General features: G+C 55.1%; 14 protein-coding genes. 8 read left to right on the forward strand and 6 right to left on the reverse strand.

Annotation, left to right across the window (positions count from 1 at the left end; all coding sequences use genetic code 11):
* Positions 1-34 precede the first annotated feature (34 nt).
* A complete protein-coding gene (locus JAO77_RS22460; protein WP_198992786.1) occupies positions 35-820 on the reverse strand; it encodes a ParA family protein in 786 nt (261 codons plus the stop codon).
* Between the two features lie 575 nt (positions 821-1,395).
* Here JAO77_RS22460 and JAO77_RS22465 point away from each other — a divergent pair.
* Complete coding sequence (locus JAO77_RS22465; RefSeq protein ID WP_198992787.1) at positions 1,396-2,880, forward strand: serine hydrolase; 1,485 nt, start codon at positions 1,396-1,398, stop codon at positions 2,878-2,880.
* A 50-nt stretch (positions 2,881-2,930) separates the two neighbouring features.
* Here the strand turns inward: JAO77_RS22465 and JAO77_RS22470 are convergent, their stop codons facing one another.
* Positions 2,931-3,503 carry a recombinase family protein gene (locus JAO77_RS22470; RefSeq protein ID WP_198992788.1) on the reverse strand — a complete coding sequence of 191 codons (573 nt, stop codon included), beginning with the start codon at positions 3,501-3,503 and terminating at the stop codon, positions 2,931-2,933.
* 151 nt (positions 3,504-3,654) lie between these two features.
* Between JAO77_RS22470 and JAO77_RS22475 the strand changes: the two genes are divergently transcribed.
* Positions 3,655-6,618, forward strand: coding sequence for a Tn3 family transposase (locus JAO77_RS22475; RefSeq protein ID WP_198992789.1), 2,964 nt, complete (start codon positions 3,655-3,657; stop codon positions 6,616-6,618).
* Positions 6,619-7,165: 547 nt separating this feature from the next.
* Here JAO77_RS22475 and JAO77_RS24435 read toward each other — a convergent pair.
* Together JAO77_RS24435 and JAO77_RS22480 are read right to left on the reverse strand one after the other, a co-directional pair.
* Entirely contained in the window at positions 7,166-7,300 is a 135-nt protein-coding gene (locus JAO77_RS24435; protein WP_286192491.1) for a hypothetical protein, read from the reverse strand.
* 180 nt (positions 7,301-7,480) lie between these two features.
* Positions 7,481-8,623 carry a replication initiation protein gene (locus JAO77_RS22480; protein WP_198992790.1) on the reverse strand — a complete coding sequence of 381 codons (1,143 nt, stop codon included), beginning with the start codon at positions 8,621-8,623 and terminating at the stop codon, positions 7,481-7,483.
* A gap of 1,446 nt (positions 8,624-10,069) precedes the next feature.
* On the opposite strand from JAO77_RS22480, the gene JAO77_RS24635 reads away from it, so the two are divergent.
* The 6 genes from JAO77_RS24635 to JAO77_RS22510 all read left to right on the forward strand — a co-directional run bounded on the left by JAO77_RS24635 (position 10,070) and on the right by JAO77_RS22510 (position 20,525).
* Positions 10,070-10,237, forward strand: a complete 168-nt coding sequence (locus tag JAO77_RS24635) for a hypothetical protein (RefSeq protein WP_370550332.1) — start codon at positions 10,070-10,072, stop codon at positions 10,235-10,237.
* Between the two features lie 1,258 nt (positions 10,238-11,495).
* Entirely contained in the window at positions 11,496-12,650 is a 1,155-nt protein-coding gene (locus JAO77_RS22490; protein ID WP_198992792.1) for a replication initiation protein, read from the forward strand.
* 381 nt (positions 12,651-13,031) lie between these two features.
* Positions 13,032-13,778 (forward strand): ParA family protein, encoded by a 747-nt coding sequence (locus JAO77_RS22495; RefSeq protein ID WP_198992793.1) that lies wholly within the window; start codon positions 13,032-13,034, stop codon positions 13,776-13,778.
* 2,461 nt (positions 13,779-16,239) lie between these two features.
* Positions 16,240-16,671: a hypothetical protein gene (locus tag JAO77_RS22500; protein ID WP_198992794.1), complete on the forward strand. Its 432-nt coding sequence runs from the start codon at positions 16,240-16,242 to the stop codon at positions 16,669-16,671.
* A gap of 14 nt (positions 16,672-16,685) precedes the next feature.
* Positions 16,686-19,124, forward strand: a complete 2,439-nt coding sequence (locus JAO77_RS22505) for a relaxase/mobilization nuclease domain-containing protein (protein WP_198992795.1) — start codon at positions 16,686-16,688, stop codon at positions 19,122-19,124.
* Between the two features lie 420 nt (positions 19,125-19,544).
* Entirely contained in the window at positions 19,545-20,525 is a 981-nt protein-coding gene (locus JAO77_RS22510; protein WP_198992796.1) for a hypothetical protein, read from the forward strand.
* 160 nt (positions 20,526-20,685) lie between these two features.
* Here JAO77_RS22510 and JAO77_RS22515 read toward each other — a convergent pair whose 3' ends face one another.
* Together JAO77_RS22515 and JAO77_RS22520 are read right to left on the reverse strand one after the other, a co-directional pair.
* A complete protein-coding gene (locus tag JAO77_RS22515; RefSeq protein WP_198992797.1) occupies positions 20,686-21,282 on the reverse strand; it encodes a hypothetical protein in 597 nt (198 codons plus the stop codon).
* Between the two features lie 107 nt (positions 21,283-21,389).
* The gene (locus tag JAO77_RS22520; RefSeq protein ID WP_198992798.1) at positions 21,390-22,010 is read right to left on the reverse strand and encodes a hypothetical protein; all 621 of its coding nucleotides are present in this window, start codon (positions 22,008-22,010) and stop codon (positions 21,390-21,392) included.
* Between the last annotated feature and the right edge of the window lie 20 nt (positions 22,011-22,030).

A 22,030-nucleotide genomic window follows, 5' to 3' on the forward strand; every position in this document is an offset into this window, starting at 1 on the left:
GAGGCTGGCGGCCATATCTGGTTTACCCATCGTGCTAGTTCTGTAGGCGGGTGAGAATCTCGTCGGTCAGGCTACGGTAGTCGGCGGCCCCGTTAGAAGCGGGTGCCCAGTCATAGACGGGCTGGTGCATACTCTGGGCTTCGTCCAAAGCGACATTTTCGCGGATGGTCTGCTTCATGACGAGGTGCTGGAGCGCTGGGTCATTCTGGATGCCGCGGGCAATCTGGTGGTGTAGCGCCTTGCGGTAGGTCGGCGAGTACTTAGTAAAGAAGATGCCGCCGATGCGCAGACCCGGATTAAAGTTGCGGCGCAGGCGCGCCACCATGTCTACTAGGGCCGTCATGCCTTCGTTCCCGAACAGGTTTGGCAGCAATGGGATGAAGACGGCATCACTAGCTACCAAGGCGGCCACGGTCAGGGGGCCCAGGTTAGGACCCGTATCGAGGATGACGTAGTCGAAGCGCTTGCCCAGGCCTTCTAGCTGCTGGCGGAAAAAAAAGTGGTAGTCGGCGGAGTTGCCAAACGTTTTCTCGTGCTGCGCCATAATTGGGGCAGAGCGGACCATGCTGAACTGCGGCGTTAGCTGATAACAGATGTCGCCGAGTGCCGGGGCCTGGCCACCCTCCTCCACCGGTACCAGGGCCGTACCTAGGTGGGGTTTGTCTTTCGGCAGACCGGAAGCCGTGCTGGCGTTCGCCTGCGGGTCGGCATCAATGAACAGCACGCGATTACCTAACTCGGCGAGGCGATGGGCGACTGCCAGTGCGGAAGTGGTTTTGCCCACGCCGCCCTTGTTATTCGCAAAAGTCAAAGTGCGCATACTGGATAGGGTGATGTAGTGGTGGCTCGAATGGCGGCCACTGAAGTAAAAGGGAATACAGTCGGCAAGTTAGCAAGAAAGCAAGTAAGAAATGATGCAAATTAGCAAAAAAGCAATCTAGCAAACATAAAATTAAGCAATCTAGCAAGTTTGCAAATACGCAATTAAGCAAGTTTGCAAATTAAAAAATGAGCAAGCTAGCAAGTCAGCAAAAAAGTAGTGCTAAATCGGCCTTCTTATAGTAGCAAGGGGATAAAATTACTCTAAGCTTTTTTCGGCGCTTGCGGCCTTGTTTATAAGCGCTGTTCAAAGGTGACATTGGCGGCTTCCAAAAAAACCAACTAATACAAGCAGGTGGAGAACGATTCTCGCAATAAGGGCGGATTTTGAGGCCCTCTAAGGGCATTAGAAAGGGTGGCAATGCATTCTGCTGTCGGCAGCTACACGTCTGTAGGCAACCTTATCATAGCTGTTCGCATCTGACAGGCTGTTGCCTTAACTGACTAGCACTCTATGTCCGACGCTATTCATTGTCTGGCAATGTGTTGCATGGCTAATCACCTTTTTGTGTTTGTATGAAAAGTACCCTGTTAAAACTCAGCTGGGCGGTGAGCAGTGCGCTCCTGGCTTTTGGGGCACACGCGCAGAGCCGCCCCGACAGCATTGATGTCTTTTTGCAAGACCGCATGCAACAACTCCACATTCCAGGCTTGCAAGTAGCCGTTATTCGGCACGGCCAACTCGTCAAGCTGAGTAGCTACGGGTTGGCCAACGTAGAACATGCCGTCCCCACGACCAAGGAGAGCGTTTTTTCCGTCAATTCCATTACTAAAGCCTTTGTGGGTGTCGCTATCATGCAACTGGTCGAGGCCGGCAAACTGCGCGTCGACGACCCCCTTTCCCGCTACCTGCCGGACTTGCCCAGCACCTGGCAAGCGGTTACGCTCCAGCAAGTGCTCACCAACACGTCCGGCCTGCCCAACATCATTGACGAGTCCGAGCACGTGCTGGCTGGCGGTCAGGAAGCGGCGGCGTGGGAAAAAGTCAAAACCCTGCCGCTGGAATTTAAACCCGGCGAGAAATTCAGCTACAACCAGACCGGGTACGTCATGCTGGGCAAAATCATTACCCAGGTGAGCGGCGTGCATTTCACCCAATTCATTGCAGAGGGCCAGTTCAAAGCAGCCAACCTGACGCAAACCCGGTTCGGCGATTCGCAAGACGTCATCCCCCACTCGGCGGGCGCGTACACGACCAAGCGCAACCTTGACGGCCGCTGGGTGGACCGGGGCGAGCTAAGCGAATCCTACGCCGAATTTCCGGTCTTTTTTCGCACGGCCACCGGCATTCTCTCCACCGCCCAAGACATGGCGCAGTGGCTGCTGGCGCTGCAAGATGGGCGCCTCTTGAAAGACAAGGCCAGTTTGCGCACCCTGTGGACGCCGGCCCGGCTCCCCAATGGGCAGGTCGGGGGCTTCAATGACTTGGTGAACGGCTACGCGCTGGGTTGGCCGACCGTTACCCGGGCGGAGCATCCGGCCGTCGGCCCGGTGGGTGGCATGCGGTCCGCCTTTTTCGTGTATCCGCAAGATGAGTTGTCCATCATCGTCTTGAGCAACGTGCAAGGCGCTAATCCGGAGTATTTCATTGATGACATCGCCGGGTACTACCTCCCTGACATGAAGCAATCCCACGGGTTTGGGTTGCCACCCGCCATCAAAAAACTACGGGCGGCATTGCTCCACCAAGGCTTCGACAAAGCGCCGGTCATTGCCGCCCGGTTGAAGAAGAAAGATGCCTCCTTTCAATTAACCGAAAACGACTTGAATGCGTGGGGGTATAAGTTGCTGGAACAGCAGCAGCCCGCGCAGGCCGTGTCCATCTTTCGGCTAAACGTAGCCCTCTACCCGCACAGCGCGAATACGTTCGATAGTCTGGCCGAGGCGTTAGAAGGAACGGGTGACCGGGTTGGCGCTTTAAAAAATTACCGGCGTTCGCTGGCGTTGAATCCAGCGAATACCAACGCGATGACTCATATCAAAGCCCTTGAAGGCAATTGATTGAATCGGACCGCATAACCCATGCAGCATATTGACCAACGTCAGCTGTGCTACTGGGTAAGCGCAGCCTGTAAATATTTGCGGTAGCGCTTGACGCTGGAGAGGCTGATGCCGGTCAGTTCCACAGTCTCGGTCACAGAGAGTCCTTTATCCAGCGCCTTCTTGACTTTGCTCAGGTTCTCAGCGTCGAGCCCCTTGGGGCGGCCGATGTGCTTGCCCTGGGCAGCTGCCAGCTGTTGGCCGGCCCTAGTCTTCTCTAGGATGCTCTCGCGGTCGTACTCGGCCAACGAGGCAAAGATGGAGAGCATGAACTTGCCCGCCGGGGTGGTCGTGTCGATGCCCAGGTCCAGGGCCTTGAAGTGAATGCCCCGCTGGTGAAACGAGTTGACTAGGTGAATCACGTGGTCGCGGCTGCGGCCTAAGCGGAAGAAACGCGCTACTAATACAGTGTCGCCCTCCCGCAGCAGCCCTAGCAACTCATCGAGCGCGGGCCGCTGCAGGCTCATGCCCGTGATTTTGTCCTGGAAGATGCGGTCACAGCCAGCCTTGGTCAGGATGTCGAGCTGCGTATCCAGGTTCTGGTCGACGGTGGAGACACGGGCGTAGCCGAAGGTTTTGTTCATGCGGGGTCAGAAAGTCAGGTTCACAAAGATAAACCATCGTTTATTTTTGGTCCTACTTTCTGACCCTATGTTTTCAAGTACCTCAAGGCCCAGTGGGTCGGCTCCGGATGAGGGCCAAGAAGCTATGGCTTTTTGACCCACGCCCCCACACATGATTTCGCCCTTTCTCACCGCGCCCGAACGCCAGGGCTACCAGCAGGTGCCGGCCACGCTCAGCGAAACCGACCTGCGGCAGCACTTTCACCTGACGGGAGCAGACCGTGAATTCATCCAGCGCCAGCGCCGCGACAGCAATCGACTGGGCTGCGCCGTGCAGCTGGGCCTGGTGCGCCTGATGGGCTATCTGCCCGAAGACTGGTTCGAGCAGGTGCCGGTACAGGTGGCCGCCTTTGTCGGCCAGCAGCTGGGCATCGCGTCGGACGCGCTGGCCAGCTACGGCGAACGAGCGGCGACGCGTAGCGAACACTTGCAGCTGGTGCTGCGGCACCTGGGCTACCGTAAGTGGCAGCCGCTGGACAGTCCCGACCTGGAAGCCTGGCTGCTGGAACGGGCCTTGAAGCACGACCAGCCGCGCCTGCTACTGCAGGCCGCCTGTCAGAAGCTGCATCAGGACCGCCTGCTGCGGCCGGCCATCTCGGTGCTGGAACTGCTGGTGAGCCAAGCGCTGCTGCAAACCGACGCAGCCACCTACCAGCGCCTGGCCCCGCTGCTCACGCCGGCGGTGGAAGCGCAACTCGACGCCCTATTGGTACCCGACCCCGCCCGGCGCGTGACCCTGCACCGCTGGCTCTGCCAGCCGGCGACGGCCAACACGCCCACGGCCATCAACCAGGCCCTGGCCAAGCTCGACTTCCTGCACCAACTGGGGCTAGTCGACTGGGACACGAGCGGGCTGAACGCCAACCGCCGCAAGCGCCTGGCCCACCGGGCGCGCCACCGCACCAGCCAAGCCATCGGCCGCTACGCCCCAGCCAAACGCTACCCACTGCTGGTGGCCTTCGTGCTGGAAAGCTACCGCGACGTGCTCGACGCGGTGCTGACCATGTTCAGCGACTACTGGGCCTTGGCCCAGCGCAAAGCCCAGCGCGAGTACGAGGCCCACCTGCTGGCTATTCGCCAGGCCCGCGAGACGGCTTTGCGCGTCTTCGCCCAGGTCGCCCGCACGGTGGTCGACGAGCACATACCAGCCGGGCAGGTGCGACAAGCTGTTTTCGAGACGGTCCCTCGGGAACAGGTGGAGCAGGCCTTACAGGCTTACTACGCCCTGAGCGATACCCACTTGGATTCGCCTTTGGCCTTTCTGCTGCGGCGCTACGCGCACCTGAAGCAGTTTTCCGCCAGCCTGTTGCGGCAGGTTTCATTTGCCAGCGCCTTTGCCGGGGACCACTTCGCCGAGGCCCTGGCCCTGGTGGTGGAACTGCAGACCGGGGCCCGGCGCAAGCTGCCGGCCGATGCCCCGACCGATTTTATCACGCCCTCCTGGCAGGGCTTCGTGCACCCGCAACAGGCCCCCGAGCGCCTACCCTACGAGCTGTGCGTACTGGCCACCTTGCGCGAGCGGCTGCGCTCGGGAGATGTATTCGTGCCGGGCTCGCGCAAATTCGCCGACCTGGAAAGCTACTTGATTCCGGCTACCCAGTGGCCCGGCCTTCGCAGGGAGGTGCTGCGCCAGTTGGGCCTGCCCGAAGACCCCAGCCAGCGCCTGCAGGCCCGCCTGGCCGAGCTCGAAGCGCTGCTGCCGCAGGTCACGGCGCTGCTGGCCGAAGGCGGCGAGGTGCGCTTGGAGGACGGCGAGCTGGTGCTCACGGCCTTGCAGGCCGAGGAGTTACCAGCTTCGCTCCAGGCGCTGGACGAGCAGATTCGGGCCCGCATGCCGGCCGTGGAGTTAACTGACATTCTGGTCGAGGTAGATGGCTGGACCGGCTTCTCCGGACTGCTGTGCGAGGCGTCGGCCGGGGGTAACGAGACGCCGGCGCCGGTCTATGCGGCCCTGCTGGCCGCCGCTTGCAACATCCCCTTGTCCGACATGGCGCGCAGTACCGGCTTGCCATACCAAACGGTCTGGTGGGCGACCCACCAGTTCTTGCACGAGCAGCCGCTGCGGGCAGCCACCACCCGTGTGGTCAACCAGCAGCACCGCCAGTGGCTGGCCCAGCACTGGGGTGGCGGGGGCCTGTCTTCTTCGGACGGCCAGCGCTTCCCCGTCAGCGGAGCCGTGCGCAACGCCAAGGCCCTGCCGCGCTACTTCGGCTACGGCCGGGGCGTGACCTTCTACACCCACACGGCCGACCATTACGCCCAGTACGGCAGCAAGGTCATCCCCGCCACCGAGCGCGACGCCACCTACGTGCTGGACGAAGTGCTGGGCAACGAAACCGACGTAGTCATCGTCGAGCACGCCACCGACACGCACGGCTACACGGACCTGGTGTTCGGGCTCTTTGACCTGCTGGGCTTGCAGTACTCGCCGCGCCTGCGCGACATCGGCGACCAGAAGCTCTGCCGCATCCGGGGCCGGGAGCTGAGCTATCCGGGCCTGCACTTCACCGGCCACGTGCAGCCGGGCTACATCGCGGCTCGTTTCGACGACTTGCTGCGGGTAGCCGGCTCGTTTAAGCTCGGCTACGTAACGGCCTCCCTCTTCATCAGCAAGCTCCAAGCTTACCCGCGCCAGCACAACCTGACGTATGTACTACAACAGTACGGGCGGCTCATCAAAACCAACTTTATCCTGCGCTACCTACTCAGCCAGCCCTTGCGACGCAAGATTCACACGCAACTCAACAAGGGCGAGCGGCTGCACGCGCTGCGGGTGTTTCTCTGGTTTGGCGGCGACGGCCTCATCCGCCGCAAACAGGAAGAAGCCCAACAGGAGGTCGTCGGCGCCCTCAATCTGGTCACCAACCTGGTCGTGCTCTGGAATACGGTCTACCTGCAGCAAGTGGTGCAAACGCTACGGGCCGAAGGCGTGGAGGTGCGCGACGAGGACCTGGCGCGCCTCTCACCTGCTCGGTACGAGCACATCAACCGCCTAGGCAAGTACACCTTCCCCAGCCAGGTGGACGTACAGCCCAACGGCCTGCGCAGCCTGCAAAAGCCGTTGGAAACGGCTTAGCGTAATTTTATCCCCCCGCTGCTATAAGAAGGCCAAATCGTACGAGAATTCGATTTAGGTGTTCTCGTTACAACGAGACTAAAGCTTACAATAAGCTTTAAATCACTGTACTTTGCTAGTGTCCCACTAACTGTCCTTGGCTGTTGCACAACTCAATCTAGTATCTCGCGCCTAGTCATTAGCAACCGAATCGGGCTCGCAAACTGGCCGAAGGGCAACTATTATTAGGTCTCGGGACTGCCTGCGACTGCCGTTCGAACAAACAGGAGGATTCTGCAACAGCAACGTTCGTTTTAGGAGATAAGCCATAGGCAAGCAAAAAGTAGCCTCAAATACTCGAATACATGACCCTTATTGGCGTCTCACGAATCCATGAGCCGCTTCAGGGTAGCTTAGTGAGATAGTGAGACCCTTACCGCAATTTTCCGTCTCGTTGTTCAGCACTGTCACCAGCACCAGTAGCCCAAACAGCTTCCACACCAAGTGCGCATAGGCGGAGCGTGCGGCTGTAGTGCGGGGACGTAGCTTGGAAAGCAAAGAAGGTGGCCTAGGCAAGCAACATACCCGCGTACATGACCAAGAGGCGCAGGTAGTCGAGGCTGGCTGGGGTGAACATGGCGGGGTTTACGAACGTGTGTGGCGCGGCCACCAAAAACGAACTACTGGTGTAAGAGAGCATCAAAAAGTGTGAGGCGGTCGAGGACACCAAACTCTTGACACAACTGGCAGAACGCCTACCTACACCGTTTAAGCCGACTACTCCACACTTTTTGATGCTCTCCTGATAAGGAGCAAAAGAAGCGCAAGAGCATTGAAAAATCGACAGCCTTTAATTGTCCGTGCAACCTAATATAAACTGGCTTTACAGCTTAAGTGCCTGCTGCACTATTATTTTAGCCTCAGTTGCCTCATTTTTTGCGTCAATCTTCGCCTGCTTGGCATCTTCTAGCGCCTGCTTGCCGGCCCGCACGAAAGCCGCGTTGCAGTAGCGCAGCTTATCGTCAATATGCCGGTTCGAGCGGTTTTTGGCTTCCCAAGCCTTAAGTAACTCCAAAGCCCCTTCCTGCTTGAGAATAGGCGCATACTTAACAATATTGGCATCCGTTACTTTCCATTCTCGCAGTCGCACAATGATACTCCCCGTATCAACATGTTCCAGCCAAGAGGCAGGAATATCTTTCAGCGCCGGCCCTTTTTTCAACTCGAACCGAAACCGGATAATCTTCTTGCGGCCCCGGCCGGGTCGGTCAGTTTCGTAGATGGGAGTGAAGTCGAAGTCGAAATCAGTGCCGGCCAACTCCTTTTGTGGTTCCTTCATGGTGTTTGCAATCAGCAGCATAGTATTAGCATACTTCACTAGTGGTTGCCCGTTCTTGCCTTTCTTAATCTGCCCGCGCTTGTCGACCTCGTGCCAGCAGTCCATATACTGGCGGTAATCATCGACGGACACTTCCCAGTAGCCTTTGTCCTGCCAGGCAGCCAGAATCTCAAAGAACCGCATGCTGTACCAACTTTTCAGGTTCATGTAGCCGTGGAGCGGAAATCGACTGTAGTGGGCCGCTTTTACCAGATAGGGGGCCAGCTGCGGGTTGAGCAAAATAGTAATGACACCCTCCTTGTAGCCCACCCGCTGCTCTTTGGTGGTGTCCAAGAGGTGCCGGAAATACCACTCTTTATGGTCAATGCTCTCAAACTCCCACTTCACGTCGGCCAATTCATAGAGAGCACCTTTGATTTTGGCGTAGGCAGTTTCCGTATCGATATCGGTACCCTCTAGGATGGAGGAGATGTGCAGCTGGTAGAAGTCCCGCAGCTGAAAGTCGTTATCCCGAATCTGGTCAATCACCCGCGCCATAATACGCTTGCCATACACAGAGATACGCTTCTGGTGAGCGAACGTCACATTCCAGTGTTGCTTTACTTCCCCACGAAATTCAGGCTCATATTTGAGGTCAAGTTCCAGCATCGGGGTGATAGGGGCGCGAGTGATACGTTTGTCAGCCATGAGATTACACAACGAACGGTGGCGGGAAGGTTACGCAATATAGACTAAATAAAGTAAAAGAGTAAGGTATTGGAAATCGCATCTTACTTTTTTTATCCTCTGGTTTGTCGGCCATCTTTTATTTGACGCTCTACTACCCTTTACCTGTCTAAACCTTACTTTATTCGGTGCGATTGCTGAGACCTCATTTTTAGATGCGGCTTCTAGTATCGGCGGAACAGCTGTCTAAACCTTACTTTATTAAGGCTTCAAACAGAATTCGCCCATTAAGAGACCTAAATGCAATGTGGATAACTACCTGTCTAAAGCTTAGCTTTTACCTGTCCAAAACTTACCTTTTAAGACGCCCCACCTGTCTAAAGCTTAGCTTTTAAAGCCTACCTACCTGTCTAAAGCTTAGTTTTTACCTGTCCAAAACTTAGTTTATAGCCGTTTACTCCTTATAGTATACTATTAGGTTCTTTTCAACTATTCTTGTAAATTACTACTATCTAGTCCGCCATACAATCGAAGGCATTCAGAGGTGTAGATTATATGCAGCGTAGTACAACGGAACGGAAAAACAACAAACAGCGGAGCATAAAATAGCAAAAAATAGGGATTGTACTTTTCTACTATTTTATGCTATTATTATAAGACAATTAGCTTACCTCCTCACAATTATTACTCCTGAATAAAGTCAGTACAATACCTAGACTCATTATCTCTAAACTATCGCAAGCTGAACTGACGCAATTATCTCGTTTATAAGATTGTCTCGTTTCTCCAATAGAACAGATAGTCGAGTTCATACACCTGGACCTACATGATGCAGAATAAGGGGCGCAAAGCGATAAAAGGTAAAAAGTAAGTTTTAGACAGGTACCAAAACAACACCGAGACCTACCTCCAATCGGACTTTTCTTAGGCTAATAGACACCTTGTCGTGAGACAGGAACTCGACTTTGTCTGTACACCTGAATGCGGCCATGCTCAAGACCATGATAGAGTACCTACGTCGCCAAGGAAATAGTCGGGCTGATTATGTGGAAACCAGTGGGAAAGGCTACATTGGCAAGCGACCTTTCCCCCATTAGTGGTCCATTATCGACGCCCCTGCCTGTATCCAGTGGCTGCAAGCCTATGTGCAGGAGTAGCGGACACCTGCAGCTTCGTCGGCCGCGCTACCTGGCAGCCCTGGCCGTGGCCAGTTGGCTGTTGTGGGGTAGTAGCCAACTGGCAGCTCAGCCGTCCACCATATCGCTGGCGGATACCACGGTCTTTGCCCAAGAAGTAGAAGCGCTCCGTCAGCGCTACCACATTCCGTCGCTTTCCGTGGGCCTTGTTCAGCAGAGCAAACTGGTATGGTACAAAGGTTTGGGCTATGCCGATGTTGAACACCAACTGTGACCTACCCCGCATACGGTGTATCACCTGGCCTCGCTGACCAAAAACCTTGGGATTATCGTGCTGCTGCAATTAGTGGAAGCAGGTAAAATCAAATTGGACCACCCGATGACCAAGTACTACATTCACCTGGGACCCCGCTGGGAAAATGACCCGCGCATCCAACTCAAGCACTTGCTCACCTATATCGCGCAAAGAAATACGTTCAATAGCTTCCGACCGGGTTAAAGATTTGGCTACAACAGCGATAACTCCGCACAACTTCTTCAGCAGATGGAGCATGAATCGACTAAATCTTTTGGCTCCTTGCTGGTGCGTCAGGTGCTGCGGCCACTTAGCCTAGCCCATACCTCCCCTAATCTAGCAGATACCGTCAATTTTGTTTTAACCGGGTATGACCGCGCGGCCTATAGCCGATTAGTGGTCAAGCCCTGCGACTTTCGAAAAGGCCAACTCGTTGCCGTTTCTTATCCGACCTATTTTGGGTCATCCACGCACCTGTACGCCTGCAACAGGTAGCGCAAACGCTACCTGTTGCAGGCGTACAGGTGCGCGCCGAAGACTAGACCTGACTCTCGCCCGCTCGCTACGAGCACAGCAACCGCCTGGGCAAGTACACCTTCCCCAGTCAGGTAGAAGTAAAGCCCAACGGGCTGCGCAGCGTGCGAAAGCCATCGGAAGCAGCCCAGTGAGGGCTTAGTAATTTTATCACCCCGCTGCCATAAGAAGGCCAAACACCAATTTGGTCCACATCTGCATATCTAAGTGCCAGCCCACGACCCGCCGCGAGCAAGCGTCACTCCAACTGACCAGGTACTACCAGCGGCAAGTAAGTGATGTCATCCACCCAGACCTAGTTAGGTTGCGTAGGCACAGGCCGACCCAGCAGCCGGTTTTCAGTCACCGCGGCGACCAGGTCGAGCTACATCATGCGCTGGGGGGGCCATGCCGCCAGCATAGCACGTAAACGCCTGCTGCGCGGCCGGCTGCCAGCCAAGAACTGGTGGCGTACTGGCAGCCCGTCAGTGATGCTATCTGCTGCAACTCACGCCTAGCACCCGGCACAGGTAGCTTATCGTCCACGCATCCACCTGGATGCTGACGAGCAATATGCTCCGGCGGCCACTTAGTACACACACTCGGCTTTGAAGGCAGACGGACCTTCAACTACTTTCTTGTCGAGCATGGGCAAAGGAAATTAAGACTGCTTTCTATCCATTCCAGCTAAACTACCTCAGAAAGCATCAACACATTCATAATTTGGTATGGTTTTTGTTAATAATCGTGCCAAATTTCGTGTTTAAAAATATTTGTAATAAAGTAAGGTTTAGACAAGTGCGTTGGCAGATACATAATTAAGAGTTAAAAAATGTTTTAATACTTGTTTAACAGTGTTTTAAATATAATGCTAACAGCTATAAATTTTCTGGCTTACCATTTGTTGGCCGAGGGTATTCCATAATCAACAACCCCTCTACTATCTCCCGTGGCCGATAATCATCCTAGTCGCTCTGTTCCTCTACTGAAACTTGATTTGCAATACATTCCAGAATACCTGGGAGAAGTTAAGCAGCACTGGCATGTCACGTTCGCTCGCCAGAAGAAAATTTCAGTCTATAGCAAGCGTATTCTTGCCCGGGTTATTGACCAGATACGAGAGGACGACTATCAGCTGCGAAATTTTTATCAATTACACATTGCCGCCATTCTGGAGGGTACCGATGTAGACGCTACCACAGCCTACGCCAAAATCAAGGGCGCTCTCCACGAATTAGCCGACGTGAAGTGGGAGTTTGAGAGCATTGACCATAAAGAGTGGTATTTCCGGCACCTCTTGGACACCACTAAAGAGCAGCGGGTAGGATATAAGAATGGTATTATCACGATTCTGCTCAACCCGCAACTCGCCCCCTATCTGGTAAAAGCTGCTCATGACAGCCGCTTTCCGCTCTACGGCTACCTGAATTTGAAAAGCTGGTACAGTATGCGGTTCTTCGAAATGCTAGCCGCCTGGCAGGACAAAGGCTACTGGGAAGTGTCCGTCGATGATTACCGCCAGTATATGGACTGCTGGCACGAGGTCGACAAGCGCGGACAAGTGGTAAAAGATAAGCTGGGTAAACCAGTAATGAGGTATCCCACTACCCCACTACTGATTGAGAATACTATAGAAGGAGCACTTAAAGAATTGACAGATACCGATTTTGAGTTTGCCTTTATCCCCGTCTATGAGACAGGGCGCCTCACTAAGGGCCGCAAAAAGATTATCCGGTTTCGGTTTGAGTTAAAGAAAAAAAATCCCCTCACAGCAGTACCCGACGCCTGGTTACAAGACTACGCTACCAGCGATATTATTCAGCAGCTACGAGACTGGCAGATCATGGATGGGAATATAACCAGGTACGCACCCGTTCTCCGACGAGAGGGCACATTAGTACTACTCCAGGCCTGGGAGCGCAAGCGCCGCTCCAGACACCCTATCACTGATAAAACCAACTACTGCAATGCAGCCTTTATACGGGCAGGCAAACAAGCGCTGGAGGATGCCAAGCAACGTAACAGCGCCGAAAAGGTGGAAGCGGAAATGTTGATTATGCAGGCGTTTATGCGCAATAAGCTTAAAGCAGATTCTCTATCCTAGTACTTCATCGCACTAATCAGGTAGCAGGGCAATGCGCAAAGACACGACCTGCAGCCGCCTTGAGCCCGGCACCAGCAATATCTATTCAAGGCTTTCGGCCGCTGCCCGAGGCTACCTGCTCAACTACTGCGGAAAAGAAACAGAGAACCTCCCACTGAGCGTTATAGTCGACTACGTCATTTTTCAATCCACTCTAGCTCTTTGTCCACTAACACGTGACCACCTCAGTCGGTGGCAGCGCGGATAAATGGCACCCGGTGTGCGGTAAAAAGCGTATGCGTAGCAGTGGATATCGACCTAAACTATAACTTATAAAAGCTTTAGTTTGATTGTTTCCTTAATGCGGGAAAACGGGCGATTTTGGCATGTAATTTGGCCCTCATGCAAAGGGTACTAGCCATTTCAAATCGTAAGGGTGGGGTCGGCAAGACTACCTCCGCTATCAATATCGCGGCAGGTTTAGCCCGTCTGGGACATCGGGTGGTGCTGATAGACCTAGATCCCCAGGTGAATGCCAGCCGCGGGCTGGGTGTAACCGGGGTTGACGTTACTCTGCACGGCGCGCTGCTGGGAGAGCACCCCCTGAAGGCACATGCCACGCAGATGCCCAACCTGGTGGTAGTAGCCGGCTCGGAGGCCCTTTCGGGGCTGGAGCAATTGACCAGTGGGGTACCCAACCGAGAATATTTGCTGCGTACGCTGCTGACTCCCTGGCGGGAGCGGTGTGCGTTCGTGGTATTGGATTGCCCTCCCTCCCTGGACCTGCTTACCGTTAACGCCTACGCATGCGCCACGGAGCTCTATATCCCGCTGGAAGGACAACTTTACGCTGCCGACGGGGTAAGCAAAGTCCTCGACCTAGTCGCCAGAATCCGGCAGCGGCTGAATCCGCAGCTGCAAGTTAAGGGGATGTTCTTCACGCGGTTCGATAAGCGCAAAATCCTGCGTCGGGAAACGGCCGAAGAACTCCGCAGCCAGTACCCAGACCTGGTGCTCACGACCGTTATCCGGGAAAGCATCTTGCTGGGGGAAGCTCCGCACTTAGGGCAGGATATCTTCAGCTACGCGCCGGAGAGTGCGGGGGCGGTAGATTACGCAGCCTTGGTGCAGGAAATACTAGTACGCTAGCCTCCTTACGAACGATGGCCAAGTCATTCAAGCAACTGCCAACGCTGCCCCAGCGGGTGGTACCAGCGCCGACAACAGGACGGGATTTTCTGGACTTGCTCAACGAGCCAGCCGGGGGACTAACTGCCCCGCAAGTGGGTAGTCCGTCCCCCGTAACAAAACCAAGCGAGGTTGTAGTACCAGGTAACCCTAGATTACCTACGCCGGCTGGTGAGACTGGTAAGTTAGGTAACACGGCCAAACCAGGTAAGCGCGTCCACAAACCCCGGTCAGCCAATACCTCTCGCACGGCCGGTGGCACGACAGACTTCAGCAGCACAAACGATGAGGCCGTGGCCGAAGACAGGTCGGCTTTGCCACCGATAGTTACCCAGCTACCTGAGGCAGGAGATGCGCGCCAGACGTTCGTGGTACGCCGGCACCTGTTAGAGCAGATGCGCGATTACGTGCATGCTCGCCGGGCTAAGGGAGACTACGCGTACTCCCAAAAACAGGCGCTGGAGGAAGCCCTCCTCGAATTCCTGGCCGCCCGGGAGCCAGCTCAGCCGCGCCCGCCGGAAGCCCACGAACGGGAGCAGCAATTTCGGGTACGCGTGCGGGAAGGTCGGCAGCGTAATGCGACGATGGAACCCTCGGCTCAGAACTCTCCGAAGTCAGGCACCAGCTAGGTGACGGAAGATTACTACTTAGTAAGGTCCTGCAAGCTGGACTGGGACATGGTAGAATGGGGGTGGCGCCTATCGTTTCACACGAGAGGGCTGGTTCATGCAGGATAGCGGTAGCCGCGTGAACCAGATGCAGCGATTGGTTTCCATGTGTGCGCAGTAGGCCGAGCAGTTCAAACGACGTTGCTTTCAATCGGCTAATAGGTAACACAGGTAAGCTGACGCTCAGAAGTGCAAGACTAAATCTAGTAACACAGGTAATGTAATCTTCCCTGGCTTACCAATTAGCGTTTATTTGGTAGCTAATGAGTTGGTAACACTGGTAAGCCAATCCAACCTAGCTTATAAAAAGATTTGGGTTGACCACATATGCAGGCTCCTTGGGTACGGTGACTGAGATGAGTCACGAAGTATCCAACAATCAAAACTGACTGGCTGATTAGCGAAAGGCAGCTAGACTAAAGCAAATGAGTGGCTATGTATTCATTAGGACTGTTCTGAGCATCGCAAATACATGTAACGGTAATATTTGTGGGCGCATTATCCTGCGTGTCAAGAAGGCAGCTTTCCGGAGGTTTTAAAGCCGTTGGCCTTGAAGACTAACAAAGGGGCGCACTAGAGTAAGAGCGGAAAACAACGCTGAGGTCGGGCGGTCGAAATTTTAGCAGGTTGGGGTGTCTCAGAATACGGGTGTTTAAACGCAATTGAGGCAATTTTTGAGCAAGGTTAGCTTATGGTCAAGCTGACGTGCAGCTTCTACTAATCTTAGCCTAAACTACTGACATAATGAGACAAGATAGCTCATGTTTAATAGTCGAATGGGCTCATCGTTGTCTTGCGTTTTTGATATAGCGCGGCCTCTTCATACAGCTGAGACATTTTATAGAGAGCCTGCTGACAAGTATTCACTAGTAATATTTGGACCAAAATTTTACCAAATCTGAAGTAATAAAATCATGTGAAATGAGAAGTGTAATGAGGGTGTTTGTATTAAAGTAATTAATTATTAAATATTTTATAAATTATGATTTTGTTAAAGGATTTTTATTGATGGAATAGGAGATATCAACTCTGCTTACTTAACTTGAGAACAACATAGGATTTTGCACTCAGCGAAGAAGTAGAAATTATGAAAACGACGACAGCAATATGTGGCTACTGTAGTAAACAGTACGAGCAGAAAAGGGACACCAGTAAGTTTTGCTCAGATGCTTGTCGTTCGAAATCTCATAAGAGAGAGAAGAAAGCAGCGGTAACCAGTACGCCAGTGGAGGAGGTATCCGCTTCTGAGCAACCCTGGGCACCCACACGAAGAGAGAGCGTACTGAACAAGATTATCAGAGATTCGGATATTTGCTTGTGGAAAATCGAGGACCTGGCGGAGAAGCTGGAAAGGTGCCCAATCGTCGACGAAATAATAGCGCTCACCAAACAAGCCACCAGTAACGCGTTTCATAACGAGGTCAGAATGGAAGTTGAGGGGTTCGATATGACTCAGCGGATGTATAACTGGGACGCTTTCGAGGCAAGGACTGGGCTAGTAGTTCCACATAAGAAGCTACCCCTGTAGTGAGTCGGAAGCAGCGCGAACGGTAAGGGAACGCAACTTGGAGAATATGGAAAGAACGGTAAATAACGTAGCCAGACGATAGGCAGTGGGGGAGGGGCAATGTTGTGTTCTGCCTTGCAGAACTTACGAGTTAGCGTTCTTGCGTTGCGTTCCCGCTCCGGAACGCTAACTCGTGCCACCTCCCATCCTTTCAGAAACCACAGTAGTTACACCCCTTACAGAACGCATGAGCAACGCTACCAGCGAAGACAAAACAGGCGGCCGCAAGCATCCCCGCAAGGCAGTCTATGAGCGTGACCCAAACGCACTGGATAAGCCACCGACGAAGCCGAAGCATCTGGTGCACGGAAAAAACTTCACCCTTCGCTTTACCCAAAGTGAGTGGGACGGCATTGTGTTGAAGGCTACGTTAGCCGGCGATACCCCCACGGCCATTGTGCGGGCCGGCACACTAGGATTAGAGTTACGCGCCGTCCTGAGCCGGGTGTGGACGCAGGAAGAGCGGGTCGACTACCGGGCGCTCGTCAAGGCGGCAAACAACTTTAATGAGCAGTCCAAGCGCGAGGACCTGGACCCGTACGAGCGAAGCCAATTGCAGACGCTGTACGCGGAGATGCTACGATTGCTGGCTGAACTGGTGCCAGCCAGAATAGAATAAAAGAAAGATGCGCTATGATAGGTAAGCTGTATTACAATGACTCATTCGATAGACTCAGTGCCTACGTGCTACAACAGCAAGGAAAGCTAGCCGAGGTGCTTGCCGTGAACGGCGTGCGCGTCAGCAGCCCTGCGGAGATGGCAGCTGACTTCGCGTTTCAGCGCAGTACCCGGCCCGACGTAACGATGGCGGCGGAGCACGTTTCCTTGGCCTGGCCCCCCAGCGAAACAGAGAAGCTGACGAATGAAGTCATGACGCAGGCCGCCATGCGTTACATGCAGTCACGTGGCATCGACCCAGAGCAGACGCAATGGGTAGTGGCTCGGCACTATGACGAAGACCATCCGCACTGCCACCTGCTGCTGAATCGGGTAACCAACGATGGCAGCTTGCTGCCTGATAAGTTCAGCAAGGAGGACAGTCTAGCGGCCTGTCGGCAGGTGGAGGCCGAAATGGGCTTTGTAGATGCCAAGAAACTGGGGGCGGCCCAAGAGCTAGCGAAGGCGGAGCAGCCTGGACAACCGGTGGAGAAACTTCACCGGCTGCAGCTGAAAGCGCTGGTGACGCAGGCGTTGGAGAAACACTTGCCGACAGCTACGACAATGACGGGACTGCAGGAGACCTTACGGACAAAAGGCCTTGACTTAAGGATTATCCAACAGCAAGAGCAGTCGCGGGGAGCGGTCTTTACGGCGGAGGCTTACCCGGGACTGCACATAAAGGGGTCTGAAATAGACCGGCAGTACGGCGCACAAGAGCTATTCAAGACACTGGAAGCGCAGGAAAAGCGGGCGCAAGAAGTACAGCTGCGCGCAATGCTACTGGCAGCACTGGAGAAGCACGTGCCGGGAGCAACGAATCTAACGGAGCTGCAACTGGGCCTGGCGAGAGAAGGGGTTGCGGTCCGGCCCCACTGGCACGCTGATGGGCAGCTAAAAGAAATCAGTTTCGCGTCGGCGGCATTTCCAAAACGGGAGCTACCGGGTGAGGCGTTAAGCCCTCAATTTGAGGCGGGGGCCCTTACTCAGACGCTGGCCAGGCAGGAGGCGGTGCGCCGGGCTGCCGAGCAGCGCGAAGCGGAGGAGTTACGCAAGCTGATTCCCCAGCAGGAGCGGCACCTAGCGCAGTTGCCATGGCAGGCTAAACAGGCGGAAAAACAAGGTGAATACGAGAAGCTATCCACTATTAACTATACTGAACTACCGCTGGCCGTCGCGCAGCTGGCTGCTTATAAGGAACAGGCGCAGGCTACCGAAGCAGGGCGCTTGGTGCTGAAAGAGCTGGCTGATACGCGAGAAACCACGCGCCGGGAGCTACAGCCGGAAGGGCAGCGAGTGCTGGAACATTCTTTAGCGAAGAAGCAAGGTAGCTGCCAAAGCTGGGCTGAATACGAGGCGCGGGTGGAGCAGGCGGGCTTTGCTATCCTGGAACCCACCGGGCAGCCAGCTCAGCTGCTGCATGTGAAAAGCGGCGAAACATTCGACCTGGCACTGCTGCAGCCTGGGGGAGCAACCGCACCGAGGCTGCGGCAGCAGGTGCAGCAGGAAGGAGCAGCACAGCAAGAGGGCCATTGGCGAGCAGAACGGATGCTGGTCGACGTGCTAAAAGCCCGCCAATTTACTTCGTATCCCGAGCTGGACCAGCAATTGCAGAAGCAGGCCTATAAACGGACGATTCAGCCAGATGGGAAAGCTTGGCTGGAGCACGAACCGAGCGGTCGGCAGTTTATCCTGGCCGAGCTGCTACCGAATGGGCAGCGGCTGGAACCACAGGTCGACGCCGCGATGGCGCGCAGGCAAACGGAGTTGGTGCGCGGGCAGGTGGAGGTAGGGCCTGGAGCCGGCGAGCCGGCCGCCGAACGGGCTAAGCAGTTTCAACAGTTGCTGGAGGCTGCCGGAGCACAAGTTATTGCGGGCCTTGGGTTACCGGTGGCGGGCAAGGCGATGCTGGAATACCGCTACGAGTGGAAGGGGGCAAACCTGGAAGCCGTAAATCAGGCCCTGCGGCAAGTACAATCGGCACCGGAAGTCCTCGTTCGGGAGCAGAGCGAGGGCTTTCAGCAGCCCCAGTCGCAGTGGCCAGTACGAGTTGGTGAGGAAGGCCGAGCCACGCTTGTCATAGCGGCTACTAGTGAGCGCACGGCGGCAGAGCGGGTGAAAGGGATTACCAGTTTGCTACATGAGAGAGGCGCTTGGATAAACGCGGAGCGGCCGCAGCAAAACGGCACGGTAGAATTAGAGCTGGGTTACCGGACGAAGCATCCAGACTTTCCAGCGCTAAGTGGAATGCTGGATAAGTGGAAGACAGCTAGTAATAAGGTGGAAGTGCTAGAAACACCCTACGGCCGCCTAGTCCGGGCCGAGGTCCGCCAAGTAGGGGCGGACACACTGCCCACCCCTGCTAAGAGAATTGAGTTGCCAGCGCAGAAGACAGACGAATATGAGCGCGACTAACGTAGATGGGTATAGGCTCGAAGAAGCCAGTTGGTGTCGGTAAAGCGCTAGCAAAAACTAAGGCTCCCGCGGGCGCAGTGCACCGCAGCGATGAGGGCCGAGGCCATTTAAGGCGACGTTATAGGAAGGGGATAGCTGCAAGCTGTTGTATTCGAGGCCACTGTGTATCCAGGGCTGCACGTGATTTGTGCCTTATCAGCAGCATTCGAGCTGTTTAGTTTCCGAGTCGGAGGGTTTTCCCTATTTGTGTAGCTACATCCGTGCTAGCACGGATGTCCCGTGTCAGCAGAGAAACTAGGTTTGCGCGACTGTTTTTTGATTCTGGTTAGCGAGTATATATTTATATATTTGATAACCAGAATTCTTTTGGCAGACACAAGGCATGAACTTTTGCTTGCGCTACCCCAAATCACCACCGACATGAAATTGCCTTCTACATTGCTCTTTATCCTTCTATCACTCATTTGCTCCCCTGCAAGAGCACAAACGGGACAGGCCGGTCAAGGGGAATCCGCAAGACAAAACGGCACGGCCGCTGATTCAAGTCCCGTAGTTCCTAGTATTTACTTGTTTGCCATTAAATCAGCAGCAATCAAAGTTGCCCGCGGGGAAGAGAGTAAAATGTCGCCCGAAGAGAGGGATGATAAAACTAAATTGCCCGTCTATAGTGACAACGTATATAAAGTATCGACCGACCAAGAAATGGGAGAACACACGGGCGTAAAGGGCAATTACATTGTCATTCTATTCGCCAAGTCTGATGGTACTAGAATAAAGATTAAAGACGCCAACGTAACATCCATCCAGTGTGAGGAAACAGATACTAAGAATAAGAGTAGTAAAGTATTAACCGTCTTCAAGCCGTCCGTAGCATATACTGATGACGACCGTGATTATATATTCATTGATGTCGAGGAGATTGTTCGCGACAACCCGCAGCTCTACTCTGTACTTGATATTACTGTAGCTCGCGGTGGTGGTAGCGCAACGCATGCCTATTTTGGCTTCTATGAGAAATGGCAAGGATATATTGGGAAGGGTACGGTCGGTTTTTGGGTGCCTTTTGCCATGTTTGCTTCTCCATTGCGTCGTACTGACGAAGGCATCAAGTTTACAGCATTGCCTGTAAGCCTGGCTGTAGGAACGAAGTACATTACGAGTAGCAACTTTTACGTCGGAGGTTCATTTATTCTGGGCTATGCCTTGTCTTCCGCTAGGGATAATGCTGGGCTTTACGTTTTGCAGTCCGCCACGCCAGGGTTGTTGGTTGATTTGGGCGGCTGGGCTTACGTAGGGGGAATCAAGCCCATCAATCTCACTACTTCCGACGTAGCCTTGCCATTCCAATGGGTCATCGGGGTAGGACCAGAATTGACTAAGTTGTTCAGGGGTAACAAATAGTCTTTTCACATTAGAGGGACTCGATGATGAGCTCTTTAACCGATAGCGGCAGGAGTAAGGTACATGACCGTCGAGTGGAAAACGGATAACACCGTGTGACATTTGTACCAAGCTTTTAAACAAGGCCGTTAGTAGCAATGCCGGGAGAATGAAGGCACAGCTACTGCATGTTCTCGGCCTTGAGCCGGGCCTTCTCCTGAGCGGCCTGCTCGGCTTCGAACGCCTTGCTCAGTACGTCTAGGCGGCCCTCCATGCCAAAGCCGCGCGCCTGCTCCACATACGCGGCCCGCGCTCGGCTGCCCTCCCAGAAGAGCCGGTACTTGCCTTCCGCCTGGCCAGGGCCGAATAGGTAAGTGACTTCCGGCCGCAGCACGGTCGAGTTGCCAATGGCCAGAAAGCGGCAGAACTTGCCATTCAGAAAATAGTAGAGCTGGGTCGAGACCTGGGCCTGGTGCTTACCAAACCAGCCCTCTTTCCCCTCATACGAATACGTGCGCGTCAACTCGCCCGAGGTGGGGGGCAGCAAGCGCATCTTGGGGAAGGCGCTCAACGGCTCGCCGAACGTGTGGCCCGCGATGCCATTGAGCGAATCGACCTGGCTGCCGAAGGGAAACTGCGGGGTGGGGGTAGGGGGAGTACCGACGGTTGCCGGGACTTCGCTGGTGGCCGGGCTAGGGGAGGAGCAGCCGGTTAGCAGCCCCCCTAGCAGGGCCAGGCCCATTGTGGTAACCAGCGAAGCGCGGAAAATGAGTAGCATAAGCGAGAGGAAGAAACGGAAAGAGAAGGGGGTAGGTACGTGAAAATGCCAGGCTGCCCAGCGCAGGCGCCCGCCTATACCGGGCTGTGGCACGGCAGGACACCCCGCTACTGGCCGGGCGTAGCGCCGGGGGCCGAGGCGGCCGGCGGGGAGGGTAGCGGCAGATGACCCAGTGCGCCGCGTGCGGCACGCAGCGCCCGTATCCGCTCCGGAGCCGCGGCGCGAGCCAGGGCCGGGTCGGCACTGCCGGGCCGCCCCTGCGGACCTCGGTGCGTCGCGGCGAATACGTTATCAGCCACCGAATTGCCCAGGGCCAGACTCGTGACCAGTGCGAAGACGCGCGGCCCGTAGGCAAGCGGGTTCTCCGCCATCTCGTCCAGGGCCTCCAGGGCCTCGTCTTGGTAGTTGACCATGCGCTTGGCTAGGTAGCAGGCCCTGTCTGGGTAGATAGGTGGGTCGAGTTCCGGCAAGCTAGGTGAAGTGGCCAGGCGCTGCGTCAGGAGGGTGACATCCGCATAGTCGAGGTACACCTGCTCGCCGGCCACCCAGAGGTCGGGCTGGTAGGCGAGCATGGTATTGCCCCATGTGGCGAAATCCAGCGTCGGAAAGTGGTCGGCCAACTCCTGCATCAGGTAGGCCAGGGCGAGGGCCAGCTGGGCTGGGGTCGCCTGGTCATAGGGGATGCAGGTGGCCGCCGGGGCGGGGGAGGGAGCGGGGGAAGTAGCCATAAGCGTAGATAAAAAGGGGG

The sequence above is a fragment of the Hymenobacter sp. BT559 genome (assembly GCF_016427535.1).
Classification (GTDB): domain Bacteria; phylum Bacteroidota; class Bacteroidia; order Cytophagales; family Hymenobacteraceae; genus Hymenobacter.

Excerpts from the sequence above, each read along its gene's own strand:
- JAO77_RS22510 (WP_198992796.1), top strand. The coding sequence starts at position 19,545 with ATGAAATTGCCTTCTACATTGCTCTTTATCCTTCTATCACTCATTTGC.
- JAO77_RS22465 (WP_198992787.1), top strand. The coding sequence starts at position 1,396 with ATGAAAAGTACCCTGTTAAAACTCAGCTGGGCGGTGAGCAGTGCGCTC.
- JAO77_RS22460 (WP_198992786.1), bottom strand. The coding sequence starts at position 820 with ATGCGCACTTTGACTTTTGCGAATAACAAGGGCGGCGTGGGCAAAACC.
- JAO77_RS22520 (WP_198992798.1), bottom strand. The coding sequence starts at position 22,010 with ATGGCTACTTCCCCCGCTCCCTCCCCCGCCCCGGCGGCCACCTGCATC.
- JAO77_RS22515 (WP_198992797.1), bottom strand. The coding sequence starts at position 21,282 with ATGCTACTCATTTTCCGCGCTTCGCTGGTTACCACAATGGGCCTGGCC.
- JAO77_RS22470 (WP_198992788.1), bottom strand. The coding sequence starts at position 3,503 with ATGAACAAAACCTTCGGCTACGCCCGTGTCTCCACCGTCGACCAGAAC.
- JAO77_RS22475 (WP_198992789.1), top strand. The coding sequence starts at position 3,655 with ATGATTTCGCCCTTTCTCACCGCGCCCGAACGCCAGGGCTACCAGCAG.
- JAO77_RS22500 (WP_198992794.1), top strand. The coding sequence starts at position 16,240 with ATGAGCAACGCTACCAGCGAAGACAAAACAGGCGGCCGCAAGCATCCC.
- JAO77_RS22495 (WP_198992793.1), top strand. The coding sequence starts at position 13,032 with ATGCAAAGGGTACTAGCCATTTCAAATCGTAAGGGTGGGGTCGGCAAG.
- JAO77_RS22480 (WP_198992790.1), bottom strand. The coding sequence starts at position 8,623 with ATGGCTGACAAACGTATCACTCGCGCCCCTATCACCCCGATGCTGGAA.
- JAO77_RS22505 (WP_198992795.1), top strand. The coding sequence starts at position 16,686 with ATGATAGGTAAGCTGTATTACAATGACTCATTCGATAGACTCAGTGCC.